Here is a 22275-nt window from a genome sequence, read left to right as displayed (position 1 = left end):
GAAGGAAAAAACAAGAAGAGGGGGGGGGGGGGGGGAAAAAAGGGGGGGGGACCCCCCCCCCCCCCCCCCCCCCCCCGCCGCCGTCAGGGTCGGAACGGGATCAGAAGGCCTCCTCCGGGAGGTCCATCAGGTCCAGGTCGGTGCCCTCGATGATCCGCCGGTCGGCGCCGATGCGGGGCAGCACCTCGCGGGCGAAGAACTTCGCGGCGGCCACCTTGCCGGTGTAGAACGCCTGGTCCGACGCGGAGACCTCACCGGCCAGCGCCTTCAGCGCCACGTCGGCCTGCTTCTGCAGCAGCCAGCCGACGACCAGGTCGCCGACGGCCAGCAGGAAGCGACGGCTGCTCAGGCCCACCTTGTACAGGCTGCGGGCCTCGCCGCCCTGGGCCTCGCCCAGCCAGCCGGTCATCACGCCGATCATGTTCTGAATCTCGGCGAGCGCCTTGCCCAGCGCCTGCCGCTCCTCCTTGAGCTGGCCGTTGCCGCCCTCGGTGGCGATGAACTCCTGGATCTCGCCGGCGACCGCCATCAGGGCCTTGCCGTTGTCCCGGACGATCTTCCGGAAGATCAGGTCGAGGCTCTGGATCGCGGTGGTGCCCTCGTACAGGGTGTCGATCTTGGCGTCCCGGACGTACTGCTCCAGCGGGTAGTCCTGGAGGAAGCCGGAGCCGCCGAAGGTCTGCAGCGACTCGTGGCCCAGCAGCTCGTACGCGCGCTCCGAGCCGACGCCCTTGACCAGCGGCAGGAGCAGGTCGTTGACCCGCTTGGCCAGCTTGATGGCCTTCTCGTCGCCGGCCGCCTCGGCGATGGCGACCTTGTCCTGCCAGCTCGCGGTGTAGCAGACCAGCGCGCGCAGGCCCTCGGCGTACGACTTCTGCAGCATCAGCGAGCGACGCACGTCCGGGTGGTGGGTGATGGTCACCCGCGGGGCGGTCTTGTCGCTCATCTGGAGCAGGTCGGCGCCCTGCACCCGGTTCTTGGCGTACTCCAGGGCGTTCAGGTAGCCGGTGGAGAGGGTGGCGATCGCCTTGGTGCCGACCATCATCCGGGCGTACTCGATGATCATGAACATCTGGCGGATGCCGTCGTGCTTGTCGCCCAGCAGCCAGCCCTTGGCCGGCACGCCGTGCTCGCCGAAGGTCACCTCGCAGGTGTTGGAGACCTTCAGGCCCATCTTGTGCTCGACGTTGGTGGCGTAGACGCCGTTGCGCTCGCCCAGCTCGCCGGTCTCCTCGTCGAAGTGGAACTTCGGCACGACGAAGAGGGAGAGGCCCTTGGTGCCCGGGCCGCCGACGCCCTCGACGCCGACCGGACGGGCCAGCACGTAGTGGACGATGTTCTCGCTCAGGTCGTGCTCACCGGAGGTGATGAAGCGCTTGACGCCCTCGATGTGCCACGAGCCGTCCGGCTGCTGCACGGCGCGGGTACGACCGGCGCCCACGTCCGAGCCGGCGTCCGGCTCGGTGAGCACCATGGTCGAGCCCCACTGCCGGTCGATGAGGAGCTTGGCCCACTTCTTCTGCCGCTCGTTGCCCTCGACGTGCAGCACGTGCGCGAAGGACGGGCCGGAGGCGTACATCCAGACGGGGGCGTTGGCGCCGAGCACCATCTCGGCGAGCGACCACCACAGGGCGCGCGGGGCGTTCGTGCCGCCGAGCACCTCGGGCAGGTCCAGCCGCCAGAACTCGGAGTCCATGAACGCCTGGTACGACTTCTTGAACGACTCCGGCAGCGGCGCGGTGTGCGTGGTCGGGTCGAAGACCGGCGGGTTGCGGTCGCTGTCCGTGTAGCTGGCCGCGAGGTCCTCGCGGGCCAGGCGGTCGACCTCGGAGAGGAAGCTGCGGGCGGTGTCGACGTCCAGGTCCGTGTACGGGGCCTGGCCGAACGACCGGTCCGCCCCGAAGACCTCGAACAGATTGAACTCGAGGTCCCGAAGGTTGCTCTTGTAGTGGGTCATGCTCGCTGGCCCCGCTTCCGGACAGGTGTTACCGATCAGTAACCCCGACTGTATTACTCGCCGGTAGCCAACGACAAGCCGATCGTGGAAGTGACAGCGATTACACACTTCCCGTTCAGGTTCCGCCGAGGGGTGCCCGCGGCGGCTCAGGCTTCCGCCGCACCCACCTCCCAGCTGGGCACGGGCACCGTCGCGCCGCTGCGCGGGCCGGTGTACTCCATCAGCACCAGGGCGATGTCGTCGTCCAGCCGGCCGTGCACCCACTCCACGAGTGCGGTCTCCAGCGAGGCCAGGCCGTCGCCGACCGTACCGTGACCGAGCAGCCGCCAGGCCCGGTCGGCGGTCGGGAAGAACTCGCCGTCCCGGCGCGCCTCGCCGAGCCCGTCGGTGAACAGCAGCAACCGGTCGCCGGGCTCCAGCCGCTCCAGCCGGGGCCGCACCACCGGCATGAAGCCGAGCGGCGGGGCCGGCGCGGGCGGCTCCAGCGGGATCACCGCGCCCCGGCGCAACAGCAGCGGCGGCGGATGGCCGCAGTTGACGATGGTCAGCGTGCCGCCCCGCTCCTCGACCACGGCCGCGGTGACGAAGTCCTCGTCGCCGACGTTGCGGGCCACGGCCCGGTCCAGGTCGGCCACCACCGCGCGCAGGTCCGCCCGCTCGTACGCGACGTGCCGGTACGAGCCCAGCACGATGCTCGCCAGGCGGACCGCGTCCAGCCCCTTGCCCCGGACGTCACCGATGATCATCCGGACGCCGTAGGGGGTGTCGATCGCCTCGTACAGGTCGCCGCCGATCTCCGCGGTGGCCGTCGACGAGATGTAGCGCGCGGCCACCGCCAGGGTGCCCACCTGCGGGCCGAGCGGACGCAGCACGGCCTGCTGGGCCACCGACGCCAGCTTGGACAGCTCGGCGATCTGCTCGGCCTGGCGTTGGCGTACCGCCGCCACGGCCGCCGCCACCACCCCGGACATGGCGATCCCGGCGAGACCGACCCCGGTGGTCCTCGACGCGCCCGGCTCGACCAGCGCGAAGCCGCCACCGAGCAGCAGCGCGACCAGGGCCACCCCGAACACCGTCCGCCACGAGGCGAACACGGCGGCCAGCACGGGCGCGGCCATCATCAGCGCGGCGTAGTGCACCTTCCGGCCGTCGGCCAGCTCCACGGCGGAGACGATCGCGAGCAGGGCGAGGGCCGCGCCGACACCGGCGCGGGACCCGGGGCTCAGCGGGCCGCGGCCCGACTGGAAGGCATGCGTACGTACGACAGACAGCATGCCTGATGGACGTGAACCGGTGAATGAACCTGGCCCCTCGTCCGAGAGTGTTCCGTCCGGCCGGACGGCCACGGCGAGCCGATCGCCGTCAGCCGAGCACCTCGTACTTCACGGTCAGCTCGCCGAGGTCGAGCGAGGCGATCGCCGCGAAGGCCGCCCGGGACAGGTCGATGCAGCGTCCCTCGATGAACGGGCCGCGGTCGTTGATCCGCACGGTCACCGACGTGCCGTTGGCCGGGTTGGTGACCCGGACCTTCGTGTCGAACGGCAGGGTCTTGTGCGCGGCGGTGAGCGCGCTCGGGTCGAAGGTCTCGCCGTTGGCCGTCAGCTGGCCCTCGGCGTAGAAGGAGGCGCCACAGGAGCCGGTCTCGACCACGGTGCTCTTCGGGGCGGCCTTCTTCGTCGTCGCGCTCGGCTTCGGCGTGGCGGTGCGCGGCTTGCTCCGGGAGGCGGCCTGGGACCGGGTCGCCTTCGGGCTCGCGGTCACACTCGGCGAGGGGCTGGCGGTCGGGGAGGCGCCGGCGGTCGGGCTCGGCGAGGTGGTGGTCGCGCTGGGGGTCGCGGCGCTGGGCGCGGCGTCCGCGACGGCGGGGACCGGAGCCTCGCCGGAGGTCAGCCGGACGGCGCCCACGGTGCCTCCGACGACGAGCGCGACACCTACGGCGGCGGTGGCCGCGATGCCGGCCGGCGAGGAGAACATGCGGGTACGGGAGTGCCTACCAGCCACCGGCCCGGTCCTTTCGTCAACTGAACAAACCGGGTCGGACCGTAACGAGAGAAGCACTTCCGAAGTCAACGTGATCATGGTGGTATGACCGGAATTGCAGGGATACGTGTAGCCGATCATGCGATGCCCACCCCCACCGGACGGGCCATGGTTCCACCGCCGGCATTCACCGGTCAGGATGGGTGGATGCCCGATGAGCTTCGCGGACGCCTGACCGAACTCTTCCGGTGGGTCGATCCGGGGCCCGACAGCAGCCACCTGGTCAGCGACACCTCCGGCTGGTGGCGGGACCCGCAGGTGCTGGCCGCGCTCGGACCGGCCCTGGTCGCACCGTTCCTCGACGCCCGGCCGACGGTGGCGGTCGCGCCTGCCGTGACCGGGCTTATGCTAGGGCCGCTCGCCGCCACCGCCCTCGGGGTGGGCTTCGTCGCGGCCCACAAGCCGGGCGACGGGCGGCTCCCGACCGGCCCGCTGACCTGGGCGCAGAGCCCGCCGGACTTCCGGGGCCGGCGGGTCGACCTGGCGGTCCGGGAGCACCTGCTCGGGCCCGACGACCGGGTGCTCATGGTGGACGACTGGGTGGCCACCGGCGCGCAGGCGCAGGCCGTACGCGAGATCTGCGCGACGCGCGGCGCGGACTGGGTCGGCGTCGCCGCCGTGGTCGCCGACTGCCCGCCCGAGGTCGCCGACGAGCTGAGGGTACGCGGACTGCTCGACGCCGCTCAGCTGCGCTGAACGAACTGCTCCACCGCCGTGCAGACCCGACCCAGCACCTCGGCGGAGCGGGCCAGCGAGCCGGGCACCAGCAGCCCGTGGTCGGCGTCCGGGATCTCCAGCACGTGCGGGGTGAGCCGGCGGGCCACCGCACCGTCCCACGAGGGGTCGGCCGCGCCTCCCACCAGCAGGAACGGCGCTTGCGCCCGACCCAGCGCGTCGACCACCTCGGGCCCGTGCAGCAGCGGGGTGAGCCAGACCGCGGGGAGCTTCCGGTCGGCGGCGAGCGGGGCGGCCATCGAGCCGAGCGACTTGCCGACCAGCAGGCGGGTCGGCGCGTCCAGGGTCGGCTCCACCTGACCCGCGACCCACTCCAGGGCGGCGCCGGGGCCGTCGGCGTCCGGCCCGAAACGATCGGGTACCTGCCAGCTGATCTCGTGGACGTCGAAGCCCGTCCGCCGCAGCGCCTCCCCGACGTACGCGAAGAGCGGGTACCGGGTGTCGTAGCCCCGCCCGGGGATGAGCACCGCGCGCCGGTCCGCCATGGTCGTCTCCTTCCGCCTCCGCTCACCGTAGGCGGGTGGGCGCAATTCCGACGACCGGAAATCGCCCGGTGGGTACCCTCGGCAGGATGTGGCCCCGGATCGGTGGACTTCGCACGCTCGCCCTCGGCACCCCGGGGGAGCTGCGCGCCAGACTCAACACGCTGGTGCTGGCCGGGGTGAAGACCGCCACCGCCGGCCTGGTCACCGAGTACGCCGAGGAGGGCGAGGAACTGGAGCACGTCGGCGAGCGGCTGGCCCTGGTCGACGACGACGACCGGCTGGTCGGGGTCGTCGAGATCACCGGTGTCGAGACCGTGCGCTTCGCCGACGTCGGGTGGGAGTTCGCCCGCTCAGAGGGGGAGGGCGACCGCTCGATCGCCGAGTGGCGGGAGGGGCACGCGGCCTACTGGGCGCGGGTCGGCACCCCGGTCACCGACGACAGCGAGATCGTCTGCCTCCGCTTCCGGCTGGTCTCCGCCGGCGACGGCGGCATCACCACCGGAGACCTCGGCACCTGAAGTACGTTCTTTCGCCCCGCTCAGGCGGAACGCAGCTCCGGCAGCAGCCGCGTCGCCACGTCGACCAGCACCGCCTCGTCGCCCGCGTACCAACTGCTGGCCCGGGGCCAGTGCGTAATCACGTCGGTGAAGCCGAGGGCCGCCGCCCGGGCCACCTGCTCGGCGAAGAAGTCGGCGCTGCTCAACGAGAAGACCGGCGCCGAGTCCAGCGACAGGTACCGGTCCAGGGTGGCCGGGTCCCGCCCGGCCGCCGCCAGGGTGGCGTCGAGCCGGGCGCACACCGCCGCGACCCCGTCCCACCAACTCGTCAGGTCCTCCTCACCGGTGCCGGTGGTGACCCAGCCCTGGCCGAAGCGGGCGACCAGGCGCATCGAGCGCGGGCCGTTCGCCGCCATCACGAACGGCACCCGGGGCTGCTGCACACAGCCGGGGTTGTTGCGGGCGTCCACCGCGCTGAACCACTCACCCCGCCAGGTGGCGCCGTCCTGGCGCAGGATCAGGTCGAGCAGCTCGGCGAACTCGGCGAACCGGTCCACCCGCTGCCGGGGCGGCAGGGTCTCGCCGCCGAGCACGGCGGAGTCGAAGCCGATGCCGCCGGCCCCGAGCCCGAGCAGCACCCGGCCGGCGGAGATGTCGTCGAGGGCGGTGACCTGCCGGGCGAACGCCGCCGGGTGCCGGAAGTTCGGCGAGGCGACCAGCGTGCCGAGCCGGATCCGCGAGGTCACCGTCGCGGCGGCGGTCAGCGTGGCCATGGAGTCGAACCAGGGGCCGTCGACCAGGTCGCGCCAGCCCAGGTGGTCGTACGTCCAGGCGTGGTCGAAGCCCCACTCCTCCACCTGCCGCCACCGGCGCTGCGACTGCGACCAGCGCTGGTCGGGCAGGATCACGATGCCAATCCGCATGATCGCCAGCGTACGGCCCTCAGTCGTCCGGGCACCCGGCCAGAACGCCCAGACCACCGCCGAAGCCTGGTCGCGGGACCTCCCACCGATCCCCTACGAGCAGACCGTGGCCACCGCCCAGCGCCGGCTCGCGGAGACCGGCTGGCGGCTGGACGCGGTGACCACGGGCGAATGGTCCTCCTCCGGCGAGCCGGTCCGGACGACCACGCTCGACGCCCGGCGGGGCGACACCGTGCTCGTGGTGACGGTCAATTCGCGGATGACCACGGAGTCGCCGTACCTCTCGATGACCCTGTGGCGGACCACCCCGCCCGCGGTGGCCCCGGCGGCGGTGGCCGGCGGGCTGCTCGGCGCGCTCGCCGGCTGGCTGGTCTTCGGCTGGGCGAGCCGGCGCACCGAGCGGCCGCACCCGGCCGTCGCGCCGGTGAAGGTCCTGGCCGGGGTGACGCTCTTTCTGTGGTCGGTGCCCGCCCTGTTCGCTCTCCCGCTGATGGCCGTCCACCACCACGACGAGCGGCACGCCCAGTGGCACCCGTTCTGGGAGTGGCTCGGCCAGCCGGTCTACTCGCTGTTCCTCCTGGTCGGGGCGGTGAGCGCACTGATCGGCCTGGCGCTGGCCGCGCTGCCCCGGCGGGACGCCGACCCGATCTCGACCCTCGCCGCCGGCTGACCGGAGCAGGTCAGGAGCGGGCGACATCGGCGGCGGCGCGGACGAACTCGCGTACCCGCTCGGTGGTGTTGGTCTCCCGCCAGACCGGGCCGCGCCGGATCGGCGGCGCGTCGTGGATCGGCACGTACGCCACGTCGGGGCGCGGGTAGTAGCGGCGGGTGTGCTCGCCCACCGGCAGCACGCCCCGCCCCATCGCCACCAGGGAGAGCATCTCCGAGAAGGTGGCGCCCGAGGGACCCTTCGGCACCGGCCGGCCGGACGGCGTCCGCTCGGGTGTGCGGTCGCGCTTGAACGCCGCCGAGGTCACCGCCGGGTACTGCACCACCGGGTGGTCGGCCAGCACCTCCAGGGAGACCGACTCCCGCCCGGCCAGCGGATGCCCCGCCGGCACCGCCAGCATCCGGGCCTCCGACAGCAGCGCCGGGCCGTTCGCCATCCCGTCGAACGGGTACGACGCGATGAGCACGTCGATCGAACCGTCCTCCAGACTCGACCGGGTGGTGGCGAGCTGCGCCTCGCGCACGTGCACCTCGCAGTCGGGGTGCCGCTCGCGGAACAGGGCGACCGCGCGCAGCAGCACCGGCGCGGTCCACTCGCCGAGGAAGGCCACCCGCAGCTCGCCGGTGACGCCGCGCCCCGCCTCGACGGCCCGCCGTACCGCGTCCTCCATCCCGGCGACCAGCGGCCGCAGGTCGTCGGCGAGCCGGCGACCGATCGGGGTGAGGCGGACGACCCGGCTGGTGCGCTCGAACAGCGGCGCGCCGATCCGCCGTTCCAGCTTCTTCACCACGTGGCTGATCCGCCCGGTGGTGACCCCGAGCCGCTCGGCGGTCCGCCCGAAGTGCAACTCCTCGACGAGAGTCAGGAAGGTCTCGACCTCGTGCCGCTCCAGCACCCAGGGCTCCCGTCGTTGAATCCGGCTCAACGATCGTAGTCCGATCGTGGCTTGGTCCGGATCCCCGCCGCGACCAGGCTGGAGGGCGTACTGATCACTTCGGTAGAGGAGCGCCGATGACCACCGTCACCGACTATCTCGACGGACTGGACGAACCACTGCGGGAGATCGGCGCGCGGCTGCGCCCCGTCATCGAGGACGCGCTGCCCGGGGCGACCGGCGCGATGTGGCACGGCCACCCGGTCTGGGGACGGGGTGACCGCCCCGGCCGGGACCCGGTCTGCCTGGTGAAGGCGTACCCGTCGTACCTGACCTTCGGGCTGTGGCAGGGGCGGGAGGTGGACGACCCGTCGGGACGGCTGACGCCCGGCGCGCGGTCGATGGCCTCGGTGCAGCTGCGTACCGCCGACGAGGTCGACCCGGTGCTCTTCGCCGACTGGCTGCGCCAGGCGTACGCGGGCGCCGGACGGGAGGCGGCGTGACCACCATGCGCGTCACCGGCTTCGACCACCTCGTGCTCACCGTGGCCGACGTCGAGCGGTCCCTGGCCTTCTACTGCGGCCCGCTCGGCCTCGCCCCGGTACGCGTCGACGAGTGGCGGGCCGGCCGGGTGCCGTTCCCCTCGGTGCGGATCGACCCGCACACCATCATCGACCTGGTGCGCGGCGAGCGGGGCGAGTCGAACGTCGACCACTTCTGCCTGGTGGTGGCCCCGCTCGACTGGGCGGAGGTGATCGCCACCGGGGACCTCGACGTGGTGGAGGGACCGGTGGGACGGTTCGGCGCGCGGGGCTCGGCCACCTCGGTCTACGTACGCGACCCGGACGGCAACGTGGTGGAGCTGCGCTGGTACCCGCAGGACGCCGCCTAGCCGGCCCGGCTCAGCGGCGCTGGACGAACTGGACCCGGTTGCCGTCCGGGTCGGCGGCCGACGGCCCGCCCTGCGCCGTACGGACTAGCGTCGGACGACGTGACAGCGCCTGAGATCACCATCGCCACCCCGGCGGACCGGGACCGGGTCGTCGGCTCGCTGGTCGCCGCGTTCCCGGCGGATCCCGTCCTGCGGTACCTGTTCCCGGACGACGCGACCTACCCGGGGTACGCCGCCGCCTTCTTCGGACACCTCTTCGACAAGCGGGTGCACCGGGGGTCGATCTGGACGATCGGAGGCGGCGCGTCCGTCGCGATCTGGGAGCCACCCACGGCCGGGGGCGGAGCGTCGGACGACCCGCTCGCCGCGCACCTCCCCGCCGACGTGCTGGCCCGCGTCCACGCGTACGACGAGGCCGTGCACGACGCGCTGCCGACCGACCCGTACTGGTACCTCGGCGTGCTGGGCACCCACCCGGACAGCACGGGTCGACGCTGGGGACACGCGGTCATGCGGGCCGGCCTGCGCCGGGCCGCCGAGGACGGCCTGCCGGCGGTCCTGGAGACCAGCAACCCCGGCAACGTCGCGATGTACCGCCGCGCCGGGTGGGAGGTGGTACGCGCCCTGCCCCGGCCGGTGCCCACCTGGATCATGCGCCGGCCGGCAGGGTGACCGAGCGGTCGCCACGCGTCGCGACCGGGTCGACGGCGGCGCGTCACGGGCACCGATCACCGGCCGGGTCCGGGGTCCGAAACGGGGCGACCGATGACGATCGCCCCGTCCGCTCGTCCATACCTGTGACGGACTCCGACTCCGCGAAGGAGACAGCCTTGACGGTCACCCCAGCCCGCAGCGCCGCCATACCCCCGGTCGTCGACCGGCAGACCTGGCTGCGTGAGCGCGAGGAACTGCTGGCCCGGGAGAAGGCACACACCCGCGAGGGGGACGCGATCGCCGCCGCGCGCCGGCAACTGCCGATGACGCTGATGCCGCCGGTGACGGTGCGCGGCCCGGGTGGGGAGACCCCGTTGGTGGACGTGTTCGAGGGCCGCCGGATGCTGATGGCCTACTTCCACATGTGGCACGACGGCAAGCCGTACGAGGACCAGTGCGAGGGGTGCACCTTCGCGACCTGCCACATGCAGATGCTCGACTACCTGCACGCCCGGGACGTCACCTACGCCGTGTTCTGCCAGGGCTCGTACGAGGAGAGCGCCCCGTTCGCCGAGTTCATGGGCTACCCGTTCCCCTGGTACTCGGCGAAGGACTCCGACCCGGCGCTGGTGGACGGGCGCGGCTTCGGGCTGATCGCCTGCTACCTGCGCGACGGCGACCAGGTCTACGAGACGTACTGGACCACCGGGCGGGGTACGGAGGCGTTGATGACCAGCTACCACGCCCTCGACCTCACCGTGTACGGCCGGCAGGAGCCCTGGGAGGACGCACCCGAGGGCTGGCCGAAGGTCAGCGGGCACCCGTGGCGGGTCGACGGCCGCCCGACCGCGCAGTGGAACCGCCCGGGCGTCGCGTCGGCGCAGTCGTGCTGCGGGCAGTGCTGACGACGGCGGAAGCGGCGCGGTTCACCGAGACGTGACCGCGAAGGAGCGGTCCGCGCGGCGCGGCGATGACGCAGACCGAGGCCCCGGCGGGACGCCGGTCCCGACCGGGGCCCCGGTTCTCACCGCGGGCGCGGCGCGCGTCTCCTCGCGGGGACCGCGCTCCACTGTGTAACGGCTTCGGTTACGAGATCGCCTCAATCACCGAGGCGGCGATCTTGTCGCCCGCCCGGCGTCGACGCCCCACCAACGGGCCGTCGACCTGCTGTGGCATCACGGGGTAGCCAACCGAAGGGAGACCGCACGTGCGGTTTCGCACAGTGATCGGTTCAGTTCTGGCGTCGACGCTGGCCGCGGGGGCCGGCCTCCTCGCCACCACCGCGCCGGCCGCCGCGAGGGACACCACGACGCTGATCGAGGGTGTCACCAGTCTCGCCGACACCGCCGCCGCCGGCGGCAGGGTCTTCGTCTCCGCGAACGACCGGATCGTGATCGCCGACGGCCGCGGCACGATCACCGGCACCGTCACCGGCCTGGCCGATCCGACCGGCCTGGCCGTCACGCCCGACGGCGCCCGGCTCTACGCGGCGTTGACCGGCTCCGACGAGGTGGCCGAGATCGACACGACCACCCGCACCCTCACCCGACGGATCAGCCTGGCCGGGTATCCGTCCCCGGAGAACCTGTCGCTGGCCGGCGACCGGCTCTGGGTCGGCTACGGCGTCAAGGGCAGCTTCGACGGTGGCGTGCTCAGCCTCGACCTGTCCGTGCCGGCTCCCGCTCCGGTCCCGATCGCGACCCGAATGTACGGCGCACCCATGGTCGCCGCCGGCGGTGACACCGTGGTGGCCGGCGAGGCCGGGATCAACCCGGGCAGCCTGCGGGTCTACGACGTGCGCAGCACCCCCGCGACGCTGCGCGGCACCATCAGCGGATCCGAGCACGGCCTGTCCAACCTGACCGACCTCACCGTCACCCCCGACGGCACGACGGCGATCTCCGTCTTCGCCACCTCGGGCTTCGACGTCTGGGACACCACCACCCTGGCGAAGGTGCGCACCTACGGCTCCGATGCGGAGTACCCGGGCAGCCCGGGCGCGGTCGCCCTCAGCGCCGACGGCGCACACGTCGCCGGGGCCTTCTACGGCTCGATGTACAGCCCGTACGCCACGGTGTACGACGCCACCACGGCGGAGAGGACCTACCAGACCAACGTCACCAACAATGCCTCGCTGCGGACCGGCAGCCTCTCCGTCCTGGGGGACGACCTGTTCGCCCTCCAGGAGGACCGGCAGCGCAACCGGTACTACCTGTGGCGGGTGGAGGGCGCCACCCTCCCCGCGTCCACCCTGGTCCTGACGGCGACGACCGGGGCGACGGCACTCGAACCGTTCGCGCTCACCGGCCGGCTCGCCTTCGCCGACGGCTCGGCGCCGGGCACGCAGCCGCTGGAGATCACCCGGACGCTGCCCGACGGCACGACCACCACCCTGCCCGGCGTGACGACCGCCGCTGACGGCACCTTCCGCGTGACCGACACCCCGCCGGTCGGCGGCGCCGTCACCTACGGCGCGCTCTGGGACGGCAGCCCCACGTTCCGCTGGAGCACGGTGACGACCACGGTGGACGTGGCCCGCCACGGCACCGCGCTGACCCTGACCGGGCCGACGATCGGGAGCGCCGGCAGGCCGATCCAGCTCACCGGCGCACTGAGCACCGCCGGCGACGTCCCCACCCCGGCCGGATCGCTCGTGGTGTGGCGGGGCGTCACCAACCGCAGCGGCACCACCTCGACGGACCTGCCGCCGGTACGCCTCGCCGCCGACGGTTCGTTCACGTTCACCGACACGCCACCGGTGAGCGGTGAATACCGGTACTACGTCCGGTTCGACGGCGACGCGACGTTCGCGTCGACGTACGACACCCACGACGTCTCGGTCCGGGGAGCGATCGTCGGCACCTACAGCCACCGCTGAACCGCGCCGGCAAGACTGAGCCCCGGTTCAGGAACCTGTCCTGAGCCGGGGCTCACGCTGGAGCGGGTGACCGGGATCCGACCCGCATCTGTCAGCTTGCGAATTGGACAGGAACAGGCCCTGGCACCGGGTGTCGCCTGGTCCGCAGGGCCGCCGGTGGCCTGCCGTCGGCTGGCGTCGGCTAGGTCGTTCGTCGGCATTGATGTCATCCGCTGCTGTCGGCTCATCTGCACCTCACTCGATTGAGTGAGTTCGGCACAGCCCTGGGCGACCATCCCCGGGATACTGGTCGCCCATGGATGAGGTCGAAGTCGTCGTCGCCCATTCGGAGCGCGCGACCCTGCGCGTCGGCGACGTGTTCCTGAAGGTGGACGCCGATCAGGCGCGCGCCGTGTCGGCCTGTCCGGGCACGCCTGAAGGGTGCCGGGAGAGATGTGGACATTCCGGCGGGGTGCGGCCCTGCCACGCTCAGTCCATCGCTGGGCCCCGCGCCTTGATCCCGCGCCGTAGCGTGGCAGGGTGGCAACACCCCGCATGGCGCCGCCGTCGAAGATGAGCCGTCGGCTGACGTTCCTGTTCGCGTTGGCGGCGGGAGTGGCCATCGGCAACCTGTACTGGACGCAGCCGCTACTCGGCTTCATTGCAGGCGACCTGCGCGCCGCGACCGCGACGGCCGGCTGGCTCGTCACCGCGACGCAGGTCGGGTACGCCGTCGGCGTGCTGCTGCTCGTGCCGCTCGGTGACGTCCTGGACCGCCGCCGGTTCGTCCCGGTGATGCTGCTGACCTCGGCCGCCGCACTGCTGCTGTGCGCGCTGGCGCCGTCGATGGGCGTACTCCTCCTCGCAGTGGGCGTGCTCGGCGTGACGACGATTTCCGGACAGGTCCTCACACCGCTCGCCGGGGACCTGGCCGGCAACGCCCACCGCGGTCGGATCGTCGGCGCCGTCGGGTCCGGGACCCTCACCGGTATCTTGGCCTCCCGCACGATCAGCGGGTTCGTCGCCAGCGCCGCCGGGTGGCGTATGATCTTCGCCCTCGCCGCGGTCGTCGTCGCCCTGCTCGCGCTGCTGCTCTACCGCGCGATTCCACCGCTGGCACCGCGGACGCGCATGCCATACCCGCAGCTCATCGCCTCGGTCGGCGCGGTGGTCATGCGCGAGCGGGCGGCCCGATGGACGCTGGTCCTGGCCGCCACAGGGTTCGCCACGTTCTCGCTGTTCTGGACGGCGCTGACGTTCCTGCTCAGCAGCCCACCGTTCCGGTACCCGGTAGCGGTGATCGGGTTGTTCGGGTTGGCTGGCCTCGCTGGTGTCCTTTCCGGCCTGCACGGCGGACGTCTGCACGACCGCGGTTGGTCGCTTCCGGCCACCGGCACGGCCTGGGTACTGGCCCTCGGCGCCTTCGTCGTCGCGGCGTTCGCCGGCCGCTCCGTCGTACTCGTCATCATCGCGATCATCATGATCGATGTTGCCCTCCAGACGCAGGCCCTCCTCAACCGGGCGCGGCTGTTCGCCCTCTCCCACGAGGCCCGCAGCCGGCTCAACACGGCCCTAGCCACCGGCAACTTCATCGGCGCTGCCATCGGCTCCGCCGCCGCGACCACGCTCTGGTTCGCGGGCGGCTGGACAGCGGTCACGATCACGGGAGCGGCGCTCTGCTGCTTCGCGCTCACCGTGTGGGCGCTGGGACGTCGGGGCCCACTCGTGATCGCTTCGCCGTGACGGACAGTTGCACCGGGCCGCAGCGAAACCTCCCCTCAACCGCGCGACATTCGCACGCAGCGCTCGGAGCGCTCCGGAGTCGGCAGCGCTACAGGCGCCGCAACGTCGTGGAGCGCTGCGTCAACCGGCTCGAGCAGTGCCGCAGCGTCGCGACCCGGTACGACAAGACCGCCACGTCGTACCGGGCCACAGTCACGATCGCCGCGCTACTGCAATGGTGGTGAGCCTTTGAAGACACCGCCTGGTGGCCCGTGGATGGCCCGCCGGGCGCTGCCGGCCCCAGCAACGCCGAAAGCCCTGGCTCGGACTGTCGTCCTGGCCAGGGCCTTTCGCATGGAGCGGGTGACGGGAATCGAACCCGCACTGTCAGCTTGGGAAGCTGATGTTCTGCCATTGAACTACACCCGCAGGCGGCACCACTGTACCTGAGGTCACCACCTCCGTGCACCCAGGTACCCCCGGCGCGTCCGACCCCGCCCCGCAGTGATCATCTCGCCACGCGACGCATAGACGACAGTCCAAAAGTTGCCCAGCGGTAACATACAGCCGTTCTCAAATCTGTCGATCGGTTGTAACGTCACCCCCACGTTTTCGACCACGGTGCGACACACCCCCTGTCGTACCGCGAGAAAGAGGTGGGCCCATGGGACTCCGTCCCAACCTGCTGACCCGGCGTGCCGCCGGTGTCGCGTCGACGACCCTGGCGCTGCTGCTCAGCACCGCCGCCGTGGGTGTCGTCCCCGCTGCTTCCGCCTTCTCCGCCGCCCCCGGCACCGACGCCTCCTGTGAGGAGCCGGCCGACGTCCACTCCGACGCCCGGATCAAGAAGGGCGCGATCGCCGACCACGAGCCCAACGAGCTGACCGCGAAGCAGGTCCGCGAACGGGAGGCCGACCTGGCCGTGGCGCTGCGCGAGCGGGCGAGCTTCCGCGCCGGCGCCCAGGCCGCCGCCCCGCTGGCCAGCGTGAGCATCCCGGTCGTCGTGCACGTCATCCAGGAGAACAGCACCCGGGCCGGCGGCAACATCCCGGACTCGATGATCACGTCGCAGATCAACGTGCTCAACCAGGCCTACAGCGGCGCCACCGGCGGTGCGGCCACCGCCTTCAGCTTCCAGCTCCAGAAGATCAACCGGGTCACCAACCCGTCCTGGTACCCGATCGTCCAGGGCTCCAGTGCCGAGCGGCAGATGAAGAACCAGCTCCGCGAGGGCGGCAAGAACACCCTCAACATGTACCTCGGTGAGCTGAGCGACGGCCTGCTCGGCTGGGCGACCTTCCCGAAGCGCAAGCTCGACAGCATGGACGGCGTGGTCGTGCTGAGCGAGTCGCTGCCCAGCGGCACCGCCGCCAACTACAACCAGGGCGACACCGGCACTCACGAGGTCGGCCACTGGCTGAACCTCTACCACACCTTCCAGGGTGGCTGCTCCGGCTCGGGTGACAGCGTCTCCGACACCCCGGCCGAGGCCTCGCCGGCCTACCAGTGCCCGACCGGCCGGGACACCTGCACCACCACCGGCCTGGACCCGATCACCAACTTCATGGACTACACCTACGACTCGTGCATGTACCAGTTCACCGCTGGGCAGGCGAGCCGCATGCTGACCGCGTGGAACGCCTACCGCGCGGCCTGACCACCGCCTCGGCACCCGGTGCCGGCCCCGCCGCACGGCGGGGCCGGCACCGGCCGTTTCCGGGTCAGGCGGCGGTGCGGCGGGTGTCGAAGCCGTGCCGTCCGCGCCGGGCCGGCCGTTGATCGGGTACGCCTGCGGCGTCGGAGCCGCGGTGGGCCGCCCGGGGATCGAGCCAGACCTGCACGGCCGACCGCCCCGCGCCGTCGCCGGGCTGGACGAGCCCACCCGGGCCGCGGCGGGTCAGCATCGCCACGTCCACGCCGAACTCGAAGAGCCGCCAGTCCACCTGCGGCGCGGCGCGGCCGAGGCGGGCGATCCGGGCCACCTGGGCCGGGTCGGCGACCGGGTGCGCCCGGCCGGCGACGTACGCCTCGTCGTCGCTCTCCTCCGCCGGGAAGGAGTGCAACGCGTAGCGCCCGTCGCGTTCGAGGTCGCGCCGTTTCGGTGAGTCGACGACGAAGCAGAACAGCCCCTCGTCGGTGATCACGGGGCAGACCGGGTGCACCCGGGGGCCACCGTCGGCGCGGACGGTGGCCAGGTAGCCGAAGCCCGGCCCGTACTGCTGCAGGAGAAGGCGGATCCCGTCGGCGAGTCGGGGCTCGTCGGCGGCGAATTCGGACCAGGAAGCCATACGGACATCCTATCGAACACGTGTACGAACACGTAGTCCGACACGCAGGTCACCCGACCCGCTCGATATGGTGTGCCGATGCTGCTCTCCGACCGCGACCTGGTCTCCGAGATCAAGGCGGGCACGCTCGCGCTGGAGCCGTTCGAGCCCACGCTGGTGCAACCGTCCAGCATCGACGTCCGCCTCGACAGGCTCTTCCGGGTCTTCAACAACCACCTGTACACACACATCGACCCGGCCGTGCAGCAGGACGACCTGACCTCGATGGTCGAGGTTCCGGAGGGCGAGCCGTTCGTGCTGCATCCGGGCGAGTTCGTGCTCGCGTCCACGCTCGAAGTGATCTCGCTGGGCGAGCAGCTCGCGGGCCGGCTGGAGGGCAAGTCCAGCCTCGGCCGGCTGGGCCTGCTCACCCACTCGACCGCCGGCTTCATCGACCCCGGCTTCTCCGGCCACGTGACGCTGGAGCTGTCGAACGTGGCGAACCTGCCGATCACCCTCTGGCCGGGCATGAAGATCGGCCAGCTCTGCATCTTCCGGCTGTCGTCCCCGGCCGAGCACCCGTACGGGTCGGCCGTCTACGGGTCGCGCTACCAGGGGCAGCGCGGGCCGACCCCGAGCCGATCCTGGCAGCACTGGCGCACCTGGCCGACCCGCTAGGGCCGGACCGGCGACCGGCCGGGTCCGACAACCAGCGTCAGCCCGGGCGGCCGTAGCTGTTGACCGGCCCGTCGTCGACCCGCTTCATCTTCACCGGCACCCCGGCCCGGGAGGCGTGCACCACCCAGCCGCCGCCGACGTACATGCCGACGTGGTGCAGGTCGGCGTAGTAGAACACCAGGTCGCCGGGGCGCAGGTCGGCCCGGTCGATCCGGGCCGTCACCTGGCGCTGCTGGCGGGCGTTGTGCGGCAGCCGTACGCCACCCTTCGCCCAGGCCGCGAGCATCAGCCCCGAGCAGTCGAACGCGTTCGGGCCCTCCGCGCCCCAGACGTACGGCTTGCCGATCTGGGCGCAGGCGAACGTCACCGCCGCCCCGGCCGGGCCGCCCGGGTAGGCCGCCGGGCAGGGCGCGGGCCGCAGCGGGCCACCGCCACCGGCGTCGTGCAGCTTGAGCCGCAGCCGTTGCAGCCGGTCAATCTCGGCGTCGATCTGCTTCTTCCGGACGGCGAGCTGCGCCTCGGTCCGGCTGAGCTGCGCCACCATCTCGTCCAGCGGGGCCTTCTTCGCGGCGAGTTCGTCGCGCCGGTCCTGGACGGCCCGCACCCCGCGCTGCTGCCGGCTGGCGAACCGGTCGAGCAGTTCGAGCTGGCCGACCAGCTCGCCGGGGGACCGGCTGCCGAGCAGGGCGTTGACGACGGAGATGGTCTCCCCCTTGTACGCCTCGGCGGCGAGCCCGGAGACCTGGTTCATCGCCAGGTCGACCTGGAGTTGCAGCGGGCCGATCCGCCGGCCCAGCGCGTCGGCCCGGCGGCGCTTGGCGGCGAGGTCCTGACGGACCGCGTTGTGCTGCTCGATGAGAGGTTCGAGCCTGTTCCAGTCCCGGTCGATCTGCCGTTCGATCTCGGCGACCGTGGGCTCGGCGTGGGCCGCTGTGGCGCCACCGGTCAGGACGACGGCGGCGCCGGCGAGAGCGGCGAGGACGGTGGTGAAGCGGGACCAGCGTGGGCGCGGCGCAGCGGCACACGTGGCGACCTGGGTCGACCGGTGTGCCGGTGGCCGCGGGGCATGGTGTGCCACCGGGCTCCGTACTCCTTCTTCCGCGACCGCCTACCGGGTTAGCTGACGGGTTCGGGCGGGAAGGGAGCGCCCTACCGCAGTGGCTGCGGATTCACCCCGGCGTACCTGGGTCCCCGGCTCGCCCGGAGGCGACTCGGCGGTGCCGGCCGCCGCCGCCCTGGTGGGACGGAGCTGTCGGCGGCCGACGGTTCCTCAGCGTAGGGACGCGCGTGACCGGACCGCAACCATCCGTGACCGGACACGCCGGGGGCGGATACGCGGAACCCCCGGTCGACGACCGGGGGTTCGGCGGGGTCGGCGGGTCAGTACGGCCGGCGGAAACCGGCGACCGGCATGGTGTTGATGCTGCTGACCTGGACCGGCTTACCGGTCCGTGGGGCGTGCACCATGGTGTCGTTGCCCAGGTAGAGACCCATGTGGTGCAGGTCGCTGAAGAAGAAGACCAGGTCACCGGGGCGCGCCTCGGAGCGCGGGATCGCCCTGCCCTCGTTCCACTGGTCGCCGGTGTGGTGGGTCAGCGAGATGCCGGCGGCCTTGTAGGCGTACTGGGTCAGGCCGGAGCAGTCGAACGAGTCGGGTCCGTCGGCGCCCCAGACGTACGGGTCACCGACCTGCTGGCAGGCCACCCGGATCGCGGTCTGCGCGGCGGAACTCACCACGCCGTTGATGGTCGGGCACCCGGCCACCTTCACCGTGGTCTTCGGCATCGACGCCTGGAGCCGCTTGATCTCCGCGTTGATCTGCGTCTTCTTGGCGGCCAGCTCCTTCTCCTGCTTGACCTCAGCGGCGATCAGCGCGTCGAGCTTGCCCTTCTCGTCGTCGAGCTTCTGCTTGGCGTCGATGACGACCTGGAGTTCCTTGCGCTCCCGCGCGGCGAGCCGGTCCAGGTAGGTCAGCTGCTCGGTCAGGGTGTCCGGCTTGGCGCTGACCAGCAGCGCCCCGATGTCCTGCGAGGGGCCCGTCATGTAGTAGCGGGAGGCCATGTCGCCGACCCGGTTGAGGGCCAGCTCGGTCTGCAGGGCGAGCGGCTCGATCTTCTTCTGCAGCTCCTCGGCCTTCTTACGGTCCTTCTTGAGCTGCGCCCGGACCTTGTTGTACTGCTCGATGGTCGGTTCGAGCTGCTCCCACTGCTTGTCGATGGCCGCCTCGATCTCCTCCGGCGTGGGCGCGGCGTACGCCGGCACGGCGACCATCCCGGTGCCGACGACCACGGCGGCGACGAGGGTGAGCAGGCGGCGGGCGGCCCGGCGCAGGGCGGCCGGACGAGCGGGCGGCTGGCCCTGGGCGTGACGATGAAGGGGCATGGTTGCCACCGGCACCGACTCCTTTGCAACCGACCGCCGGGCGCCTCGCAGAGGGGAAGACGGAGGCAGACGACCCACAGCGGCCGGTGCAACATTAAGGAAACCGGGCAGCGATATCAAGGTGGCCTTTCCTCTTTTCACTGCTCGGCGACCAGTTGCACACAAAGGGTGTTGATTCATTTTCCAACGATGGCTGTCAATACGTCGTCCAATGTCACCACGCCGAGCGGTCGGCGGCCGTCGCTCACCAGCACCATGTGCCGTCGCTCGCGCCGCATCGCCAGCAGCAGGTCGGCCAGCGTACGGTCCGGCGGCACCACGGCCAGCGGCCGGTAGACCTCGGCGGGCACGGGCGCACGACGGGACGCGCCGGCGTACCCGAGGACGTCCTTGACGTGCACGAAACCGAGCACCCGCCGGGTGGCGCGCTGCACCACCGGGAAACGCGAGCGGCCCGTCCGGGTGGCCAGCACCTCCAGCGAGGCCGGCGAGACGTCCTCGGCCACCGTGGTCACCGTCGACCAGGGTTGCAGGGCGTCCGCGGCGGTCCGGTCGTGCAGGGCCAGCGCCCCGGTGATCCGGGCGTGCTCCTCGGCGTCCAGCAGCCCCTCGGTACGCGCCTGCGCCACCAGCCCGGCCAGTTCCTCGGCGGTGAACACGGTCTTCACCGCCTCGGTGGCCTCGACCCCCCAGAGCCGCAGCACCCGGCGCGCCGACCACTTCATCGCCAGCAGCAGCGGCTTGGTGGCCACGCAGAAGGCCAGCATGGCCGGCCCCAGCCAGAGCGCGGACGGCTCCGGCCCGGCCAGGGTGATGTTCTTCGGCACCATCTCGCCGACCACGGTGTGCAGGAACACCACGACGGCCAGGGCGATCAGGAACGAGACCGGGTGGACGACCCCGTCCGGCAGCCCGGCCGCGTGGAACGCCGGCTCCAGCAGGTGGGCCAGGGCCGGCTCGGCGATCGCGCCCAGCCCCAGCGAGCAGACCGTGATGCCGAGCTGCGCCCCGGCGATCATCAGCGGGATCTGGTTCATCGCCGACAGCGCCCAGCGGGCCCGCCGGGAGGTCGCGGCGAGCGGTTCGACCACCGTACGGCGGGACGCGATGAGCGCGAACTCGGTGCCCACGAAGAACGCGTTGCCCAGTAGCAGCGCCGCGGCGACGAGCAGTTCAGTCATCGCCGTCCGGCTCCTCGGGGCGCAGCACCCGCACCTGCTCGATCCGGTGCCGCTCCACCTCCACCACGGTGAACTCGTAACCGGACTCCTCGACCGTCTCCCCGGGCACCGGGATGTGGCCCAGCCGCGCCATCAGGAACCCGGCGAGCGTCTCGTACGGGCCCTCGGGCAGCCGGAAGCCGGTCTGCTCCACCAGCTCGTCGAAGCGGAGCACCCCGTCGACCAGGACCGTACGCTCACCGCCGGGCACGGTCAGCTCCGCCGCGTGGGCGTCGTCCACGGCGGCCGGGTCGAACTCGTCGGCGATCTCCCCGACCAGCTCCTCGACCAGATCCTCGACGGTCACCACGCCGTCGGTGCCGCCGTACTCGTCGACCACGATGGCCAGGTCGGCGCCGGCGTCCTTCAACGCGGCGAGGACACCGTCGAGATCCAGGCTCTCCGGCACGTACACCGGCTCCCGGGCGACCGCCGCGACCGTGGTGAAGGCGCGGCGGGCCAACGGCACGCCGAGCGCGTCCGGCACGCCGGCGACCCCGGTGACCAGGTCCAGCGTCTCCTCGTAGACGGGGAACCGGGTACGGCCGGTGGCGCGGGAGAGGTCGAGCAGCTCGGCCACGGTGGTGGTGGCCCGCAGCGCGACCACGTCGACCCGCGGCGTCATCGCCTCGGCGGCCCGCTTGTCGCCGAAGCGGATGGTGCGGCGCAGCAGCATCGCGGTGTCCGGCGGCAGCGCGCCCGCCCGGGCCGAGATCGCGGCCAGCAGCCCCAGCTCCTCCGGCGAACGGGCGCTGGCCAGCTCCTCCTGCGGTTCGACGCCGAGGCCACGGACCAGCCGGTTCGCCGAGTTGTTCAGCCCGTCGATCAGCCAGCCGAAGGTGCGGGAGAAGGCACGCATCGGTCCGGCGGTGGCCAGCGCGGCGGGCATCGGCCGGGCCAGCGCCAGGTTCTTCGGCACCAGCTCGCCGAAGAGCATCGAGATCAGGGTCGCCAGGGCCAGCGCGAGCAGCGGGCCGAACCGCTCGGCGCCGCCCACCGGGCGCAGCAGCGGGGTGAAGAGCCGGGCCAGCGCCGGCTCGGCGAGGTAGCCGGTGAGCAGCGCGGTGAGGGTGATGCCGAGCTGCGCGCCGGAGAGCTGGAAGGAGAGCTCGCGCAGCGCCCGGCGTACCGTGGTGGCCGCGGCGTCCCCGGCGGCGGCCCGCCGGTCGATCTCCGACCGGTCGACCGTCACGAGCGCGAACTCGGCCGCGACGAAGAACGCGTTGCCCGCGGTCAGCAGGACGAAGCCGACCAGGGGCAGCAGCGTGGTAACCAGCAGGCCGTCGATGCGCGTGATTGTTCCACGGGCCCGCCCCCGGCACGAGAGCGCGCGGTGCTCGTGCCGCCACGGCCGTCACCGTCACCACGGCGTCTCCCGGAACGGCGACGGCGGCGGCACCTCGTGGGTGCCGCCGCCGTCGT

General features: G+C 72.2%; 22 protein-coding genes, 1 tRNA gene and 1 riboswitch. Of the genes, 11 read left to right on the top strand and 12 right to left on the bottom strand.

Translation table 11 applies throughout. From position 1 onward, the window contains the following. Positions 1 to 100: 100 nt before the first annotated feature. From ACPFP2_RS23655 to ACPFP2_RS23645, 3 genes are all read right to left on the bottom strand, one after another. Entirely contained in the window at positions 101 to 1957 is a 1857-nt protein-coding gene (locus ACPFP2_RS23655) for an acyl-CoA dehydrogenase (RefSeq protein WP_424091502.1), read from the bottom strand. A 146-nt stretch (positions 1958 to 2103) separates the two neighbouring features. Continuing rightward, entirely contained in the window at positions 2104 to 3231 is a 1128-nt protein-coding gene (locus ACPFP2_RS23650) for a PP2C family protein-serine/threonine phosphatase (protein ID WP_424091501.1), read from the bottom strand. An 88-nt stretch (positions 3232 to 3319) separates the two neighbouring features. Beyond that, complete coding sequence (locus ACPFP2_RS23645; RefSeq protein ID WP_424091499.1) at positions 3320 to 3958, bottom strand: septal ring lytic transglycosylase RlpA family protein; 639 nt, start codon at positions 3956 to 3958, stop codon at positions 3320 to 3322. Between the two features lie 186 nt (positions 3959 to 4144). On the opposite strand from ACPFP2_RS23645, the gene ACPFP2_RS23640 reads away from it, so the two are divergent. Further along, entirely contained in the window at positions 4145 to 4693 is a 549-nt protein-coding gene (locus ACPFP2_RS23640; RefSeq protein WP_424091498.1) for a phosphoribosyltransferase, read from the top strand. Here ACPFP2_RS23640 and ACPFP2_RS23635 read toward each other — a convergent pair. After that, positions 4681 to 5217, bottom strand: a complete 537-nt coding sequence (locus tag ACPFP2_RS23635; protein ID WP_424091496.1) for an alpha/beta hydrolase — start codon at positions 5215 to 5217, stop codon at positions 4681 to 4683. The genes ACPFP2_RS23640 and ACPFP2_RS23635 overlap by 13 nt on opposite strands. Before the next feature lie 86 nt (positions 5218 to 5303). On the opposite strand from ACPFP2_RS23635, the gene ACPFP2_RS23630 reads away from it, so the two are divergent. Continuing rightward, a complete protein-coding gene (locus ACPFP2_RS23630; protein WP_424091495.1) occupies positions 5304 to 5735 on the top strand; it encodes an ASCH domain-containing protein in 432 nt (143 codons plus the stop codon). Positions 5736 to 5755: 20 nt separating this feature from the next. Here ACPFP2_RS23630 and ACPFP2_RS23625 read toward each other — a convergent pair whose 3' ends face one another. Beyond that, a complete protein-coding gene (locus ACPFP2_RS23625) occupies positions 5756 to 6637 on the bottom strand; it encodes an LLM class flavin-dependent oxidoreductase (protein WP_424091493.1) in 882 nt (293 codons plus the stop codon). Here ACPFP2_RS23625 and ACPFP2_RS23620 point away from each other — a divergent pair. Continuing rightward, a complete protein-coding gene (locus tag ACPFP2_RS23620) occupies positions 6636 to 7307 on the top strand; it encodes a hypothetical protein (protein WP_424091491.1) in 672 nt (223 codons plus the stop codon). The genes ACPFP2_RS23625 and ACPFP2_RS23620 overlap by 2 nt on opposite strands. Positions 7308 to 7317: 10 nt before the next feature. Here ACPFP2_RS23620 and ACPFP2_RS23615 read toward each other — a convergent pair whose 3' ends face one another. Beyond that, positions 7318 to 8202, bottom strand: coding sequence for a LysR family transcriptional regulator (locus tag ACPFP2_RS23615; RefSeq protein ID WP_424091489.1), 885 nt, complete (start codon positions 8200 to 8202; stop codon positions 7318 to 7320). 116 nt (positions 8203 to 8318) lie between these two features. Here ACPFP2_RS23615 and ACPFP2_RS23610 point away from each other — a divergent pair, with 116 nt between their 5' ends. From ACPFP2_RS23610 to ACPFP2_RS23585, 6 genes are all read left to right on the top strand, one after another. Beyond that, positions 8319 to 8684, top strand: a complete 366-nt coding sequence (locus ACPFP2_RS23610) for a DUF1801 domain-containing protein (protein WP_424091487.1) — start codon at positions 8319 to 8321, stop codon at positions 8682 to 8684. A gap of 5 nt (positions 8685 to 8689) precedes the next feature. Beyond that, on the top strand, positions 8690 to 9073 hold the full coding sequence (locus tag ACPFP2_RS23605; protein ID WP_424091562.1) for a VOC family protein: 384 nt from the start codon (positions 8690 to 8692) through the stop codon (positions 9071 to 9073). A 99-nt stretch (positions 9074 to 9172) separates the two neighbouring features. Continuing rightward, a complete protein-coding gene (locus ACPFP2_RS23600; protein WP_424091485.1) occupies positions 9173 to 9745 on the top strand; it encodes a GNAT family N-acetyltransferase in 573 nt (190 codons plus the stop codon). Positions 9746 to 9903: 158 nt separating this feature from the next. Then, positions 9904 to 10632 (top strand): DUF899 family protein, encoded by a 729-nt coding sequence (locus ACPFP2_RS23595; protein ID WP_424091483.1) that lies wholly within the window; start codon positions 9904 to 9906, stop codon positions 10630 to 10632. A gap of 317 nt (positions 10633 to 10949) precedes the next feature. After that, positions 10950 to 12605 carry a hypothetical protein gene (locus ACPFP2_RS23590; RefSeq protein ID WP_424091481.1) on the top strand — a complete coding sequence of 552 codons (1656 nt, stop codon included), beginning with the start codon at positions 10950 to 10952 and terminating at the stop codon, positions 12603 to 12605. Between the two features lie 534 nt (positions 12606 to 13139). Next, positions 13140 to 14327 carry an MFS transporter gene (locus tag ACPFP2_RS23585; RefSeq protein WP_424091479.1) on the top strand — a complete coding sequence of 396 codons (1188 nt, stop codon included), beginning with the start codon at positions 13140 to 13142 and terminating at the stop codon, positions 14325 to 14327. A gap of 334 nt (positions 14328 to 14661) precedes the next feature. On the opposite strand, the gene ACPFP2_RS23580 is transcribed toward ACPFP2_RS23585, so the two are convergent. Next, positions 14662 to 14735 (bottom strand) — tRNA-Gly (locus ACPFP2_RS23580). 235 nt (positions 14736 to 14970) lie between these two features. Here ACPFP2_RS23580 and ACPFP2_RS23575 point away from each other — a divergent pair. Then, the gene (locus tag ACPFP2_RS23575; RefSeq protein ID WP_424091478.1) at positions 14971 to 15963 is read left to right on the top strand and encodes a zinc metalloprotease; all 993 of its coding nucleotides are present in this window, start codon (positions 14971 to 14973) and stop codon (positions 15961 to 15963) included. A 64-nt stretch (positions 15964 to 16027) separates the two neighbouring features. Here the strand turns inward: ACPFP2_RS23575 and ACPFP2_RS23570 are convergent, their stop codons facing one another. Beyond that, positions 16028 to 16594, bottom strand: coding sequence for a pyridoxamine 5'-phosphate oxidase family protein (locus tag ACPFP2_RS23570; RefSeq protein WP_424091476.1), 567 nt, complete (start codon positions 16592 to 16594; stop codon positions 16028 to 16030). A 78-nt stretch (positions 16595 to 16672) separates the two neighbouring features. Between ACPFP2_RS23570 and dcd the strand changes: the two genes are divergently transcribed. Beyond that, positions 16673 to 17251 carry a dCTP deaminase gene (dcd, locus tag ACPFP2_RS23565; protein ID WP_424091474.1) on the top strand — a complete coding sequence of 193 codons (579 nt, stop codon included), beginning with the start codon at positions 16673 to 16675 and terminating at the stop codon, positions 17249 to 17251. A 37-nt stretch (positions 17252 to 17288) separates the two neighbouring features. Here dcd and ACPFP2_RS23560 read toward each other — a convergent pair whose 3' ends face one another. The 4 genes from ACPFP2_RS23560 to ACPFP2_RS23545 all read right to left on the bottom strand — a co-directional run bounded on the left by ACPFP2_RS23560 (position 17289) and on the right by ACPFP2_RS23545 (position 22114). Continuing rightward, positions 17289 to 18329 carry an NlpC/P60 family protein gene (locus ACPFP2_RS23560; protein WP_424091472.1) on the bottom strand — a complete coding sequence of 347 codons (1041 nt, stop codon included), beginning with the start codon at positions 18327 to 18329 and terminating at the stop codon, positions 17289 to 17291. A 12-nt stretch (positions 18330 to 18341) separates the two neighbouring features. Further along, a riboswitch (cyclic di-AMP (ydaO/yuaA leader) is annotated at positions 18342 to 18478 on the bottom strand. Between the two features lie 153 nt (positions 18479 to 18631). Further along, positions 18632 to 19648 (bottom strand): NlpC/P60 family protein, encoded by a 1017-nt coding sequence (locus ACPFP2_RS23555; protein WP_424091470.1) that lies wholly within the window; start codon positions 19646 to 19648, stop codon positions 18632 to 18634. Between the two features lie 161 nt (positions 19649 to 19809). Beyond that, positions 19810 to 20814 carry a hemolysin family protein gene (locus tag ACPFP2_RS23550; protein WP_424091469.1) on the bottom strand — a complete coding sequence of 335 codons (1005 nt, stop codon included), beginning with the start codon at positions 20812 to 20814 and terminating at the stop codon, positions 19810 to 19812. After that, on the bottom strand, positions 20807 to 22114 hold the full coding sequence (locus ACPFP2_RS23545) for a hemolysin family protein (protein ID WP_424091560.1): 1308 nt from the start codon (positions 22112 to 22114) through the stop codon (positions 20807 to 20809). The genes ACPFP2_RS23550 and ACPFP2_RS23545 overlap by 8 nt, the downstream gene beginning before the upstream one ends. Between the last annotated feature and the right edge of the window lie 161 nt (positions 22115 to 22275).

Origin of the sequence: Micromonospora citrea (assembly GCF_049629545.1) — a bacterium.
GTDB lineage: Bacteria > Actinomycetota > Actinomycetes > Mycobacteriales > Micromonosporaceae > Micromonospora > Micromonospora citrea_A.
This window is presented reverse-complemented; position numbering and strand designations above follow the sequence as displayed.